Below are 3,977 nucleotides of genomic sequence, written 5' to 3'. Positions count from 1 at the left end.
GTACGAGACCGCCGCAACAAATGAAAAGCGCCGGCCCGCCGGCATTCCGTCCAGGGAAATTCCATGTCTCACGCCGCCGCCCCCAAGCCGGCCACCGCCCGCCAATCACCAGCCCTTTCCGGCATCGCGCGCGTGCCGGGCGACAAGTCGATCTCGCACCGTTCCTTCATGTTCGGCGGCCTCGCCTCCGGCGAGACCCGCATCACCGGCCTGCTCGAAGGCGAGGACGTGATGCGCACGGGCGCGGCCATGAAGGCAATGGGCGCGCATATCGAGAAGAACGGCGACGAGTGGGTGATCCGCGGCACCGGCAACGGCGCGCTGCTGCAGCCGGAAGGCCCGCTCGATTTCGGCAATGCCGGCACCGGCTCGCGGCTGACCATGGGCCTTGTCGGCACCTATGACATGGAGACGACCTTCATCGGCGATGCCTCGCTGTCGGGCCGGCCGATGGGCCGTGTGCTGGAACCCTTGCGCCAGATGGGCGTGCAGGTGCTGAAGGCGACGCCGGGCGACCGCATGCCGATCACACTGCATGGACCCAAGCATGCCGCACCGATCACCTATCGCGTGCCGATGGCCTCGGCGCAGGTGAAGTCCGCAGTGCTGCTCGCCGGCCTCAACACGCCCGGCATCACCACGGTGATCGAGCCGGTGATGACACGCGACCACACCGAAAAGATGCTGAAGGGGTTTGGCGCCAATCTGTCGGTCGAAACCGACGAGCGTGGCGTGCGCCACATTTTCATCGAAGGCCAGGGCAAGCTGACCGGCCAGACCATCGCCGTGCCGGGCGACCCGTCCTCGGCCGGTTTCCCGCTGGTGGCCGCCCTGATCGTGCCGGGTTCGGACATCACGATCGAAAACGTACTGATGAACCCGACCCGCACCGGCCTGCTTTTGACGCTGCAGGAGATGGGCGGCAACATCGACATCCTCAACCCGCGCAATGCCGGCGGCGAGGATGTCGCCGACCTGCGGGTACGTTACTCCGAGCTCAAGGGCGTCATCGTGCCGCCCGAGCGGGCGCCGTCGATGATCGACGAGTATCCGGTGCTGGCGGTCGCTGCGAGCTTCGCCGAGGGCGAAACGCTGATGCAGGGGCTGGAGGAGTTGCGGGTGAAGGAATCCGACCGGCTGTCGGCCGTCGCCAACGGGCTGACGCTCAACGGCGTCGACTGCACCGAGGGCGAAGCTTCGCTTGCCGTGCGCGGCAAACCGGGCGGCAAGGGCCTTGGCGGCCATCCCAACGGCAAGGACACCACCGTGCAGACCCACCTCGACCACCGCATCGCCATGAGCTTTCTGGTCATGGGGCTGGCGACGGAAAAGCCGGTGACCATTGACGACGCCGCCATGATCGCGACCAGCTTTCCGGAGTTCATGGGGCTGATGACGGCGCTGGGCGCGGAGATCGGGTGACGGTCGTGGCAACCAATAGCCTTGGTACGTTGGCAGGCCAGCGCCCAACCCTTTCGGCGGTCTGCCAATGACACACGTCTTCACCATCGCCATCGACGGCCCCGCCGGCGCCGGCAAGGGCACCCTCGCCCGCCGGCTGGCCGACCACTACCGCCTCAACCTGCTCGACACCGGCCTCACCTACCGTGCCGTGGCCTATGCGCTCATCCAGCACGCGCTGCCGCTCGACAATGTCTCGGCGGCTGAAACCGCTGCCCGCCAGGTCGATCTGGCAAAGCTCGACCGGACGGTCTTGTCGGCGCATGCGGTCGGCGAGGCGGCCTCCAAGGTCGCGGTGTACCCGACCGTGCGGCGCATCCTCGTCGAAAAGCAGCGCGACTTCGCCAAGACGCCGCCGGGTGCGGTGCTCGATGGGCGCGACATCGGCACCGTGGTGTGCCCCGACGCCGACATCAAACTTTATGTGACGGCGAGCGCCGAGGTGCGGGCACAGCGCCGGCTGGCCGAGATCGAGAGCATCGGCGGGACCGCCGACTTCACCGAGATCCTCGCCGATATCATGCGCCGCGACCAGCGCGACATGGGCCGTGCCGACTCACCTTTGAAGCCGGCCGCCGACGCGCACTTGCTTGATACCAGCGAAATGGCTATAGAAGCCGCGTTTCTTGCAGCCATGGCGATCATCGATGACGTCTTGGCCAAGAGAGACTAGGCCTGATCCGGGTTTTTCCCTCGTCTTTCCGTTGTCGGAGGCGAAGAAAATACCCATATCGGGCACGAACCAGCCTGCCAGCATTCTTCATGCGCCGGAATTGCCGCTTAAAGAGCGGCCCAGGGCTTTTGTAGCCCGGAACGCCGGCAGGCCAACGCAACGCTAACCCACGGCGCCCGTCCCGCTTGAGATGCGGGGCACTCCAGGAGAAACAATGTCAGCTGCAAATCCCACTCGCGATGATTTCGCGAGCCTGCTCGAAGAATCATTTACAACAGGCCATTCCGGCGAAGGCCAGGTCGTCAAGGGCACGATCACCGCGATCGAAAAGGACATGGCCATCATCGACGTCGGCCTCAAGGTCGAAGGCCGCGTGCCGCTGAAGGAATTTGGCGTCAAGGGCAAGGACACTACCCTCAAGGTTGGTGACACCGTCGAAGTCTATGTCGAGCGCATTGAAAACGCGCTTGGCGAAGCGATGCTTTCCCGTGAGAAGGCCCGTCGCGAAGAGAGCTGGGTCCGCCTCGAAGAGAAGTTCACCAAGGGTGAGCGCGTCGAAGGCGTTATCTTCAACCAGGTCAAGGGCGGCTTCACGGTCGACCTCGACGGCGCCGTGGCCTTCCTGCCGCGCAGCCAGGTCGATATCCGCCCGATCCGCGACGTCTCCCCGCTGATGCACAACCCGCAGCCCTTCGAGATCCTCAAGATGGATCGCCGCCGCGGCAACATCGTGGTGTCTCGCCGTACCGTGCTCGAAGAGAGCCGCGCCGAACAGCGTTCGGAAATCGTGCAGAACCTCGAAGAAGGCCAGGTTGTCGAAGGCGTCGTCAAGAACATCACCGATTACGGTGCGTTCGTCGACCTCGGCGGCATCGACGGCCTGCTGCATGTCACCGACATGGCATGGCGCCGCGTCAACCATCCGACCGAAATCCTCAACATCGGTCAGACGGTCAAGGTGCAGATCATCCGCATCAACCAGGAAACCCACCGTATCTCGCTCGGCATGAAGCAGCTCGAGAGCGATCCGTGGTCCGAGATCGGCACCAAGTTCCCGATCGGCAAGAAGATCAAGGGCACCGTCACCAACATCACCGACTACGGCGCGTTCGTCGAGCTGGAGCCGGGCATCGAGGGTCTCATCCACGTTTCGGAAATGTCGTGGACGAAGAAGAACGTGCATCCCGGCAAGATCCTGTCGACGACCCAGGAAGTCGACGTGGTGGTGCTCGAAGTCGATCCGGCCAAGCGCCGCATCTCGCTCGGCCTCAAGCAGACGCTCGAGAATCCGTGGCAGGCTTTCGCCTCTAGCCATCCGGTCGGCAGCCAGGTCGAGGGCGAGGTCAAGAACAAGACCGAGTTCGGCCTGTTCATCGGCCTCGAAGGCGACGTGGACGGCATGGTGCACCTTTCCGACCTCGACTGGACCCGTCCGGGCGAGCAGGTCATCGAAGAGTACAATCGCGGCGACATGGTCAAGGCGCAGGTGCTCGACGTCGACATCGACAAGGAGCGCATCTCGCTCGGCATCAAGCAGCTGGCCAAGGATACGGTCGGCGAAGCGGCGACTTCAGGCGAACTGCGCAAGAACGCGGTCGTCACCTGCGAAGTCATCGGCGTCAAGGATGGCGGTCTGGAAGTGCGGCTGGTCGACAGCGGCATCGAAACCTTCATCAAGCGCTCCGACCTGAGCCGTGACCGCGACGAGCAGCGCCCCGAGCGCTTCACCGTCGGCCAGAAGGTCGATGCCCGCGTCATCGCCTTCGACAAGAAGACCCGCAAGCTGCAGGTCTCGATCAAGGCGCTGGAAATCGCCGAAGAGAAGGAAGCGGTCGCTCAGTAC

3 protein-coding genes are annotated in these 3,977 nt (G+C 64.3%); all 3 read left to right on the top strand.

Annotated features, from left to right (window positions below):
- The first annotated feature begins 63 nt into the window (after positions 1–63).
- A complete protein-coding gene (aroA, locus tag EN914_RS27240) occupies positions 64–1,422 on the top strand; it encodes a 3-phosphoshikimate 1-carboxyvinyltransferase (protein WP_013528181.1) in 1,359 nt (452 codons plus the stop codon).
- A 67-nt stretch (positions 1,423–1,489) separates the two neighbouring features.
- Positions 1,490–2,134, top strand: a complete 645-nt coding sequence (gene cmk, locus EN914_RS27235) for a (d)CMP kinase (protein WP_032898722.1) — start codon at positions 1,490–1,492, stop codon at positions 2,132–2,134.
- A 214-nt stretch (positions 2,135–2,348) separates the two neighbouring features.
- Positions 2,349–3,977, top strand: a 1,629-nt coding sequence (rpsA, locus tag EN914_RS27230; RefSeq protein ID WP_127389374.1) for a 30S ribosomal protein S1, incomplete at its 3' end; no start/stop codon positions are given.

The organism is Mesorhizobium sp. M7A.F.Ca.CA.001.08.2.1, assembly GCF_003998455.1.
Classification (GTDB): Bacteria; Pseudomonadota; Alphaproteobacteria; order Rhizobiales; family Rhizobiaceae; genus Mesorhizobium; species Mesorhizobium ciceri.
The sequence above is the reverse complement of the archived record's forward strand: the minus strand, read 5'-3'. Positions and strand labels throughout refer to the sequence as shown.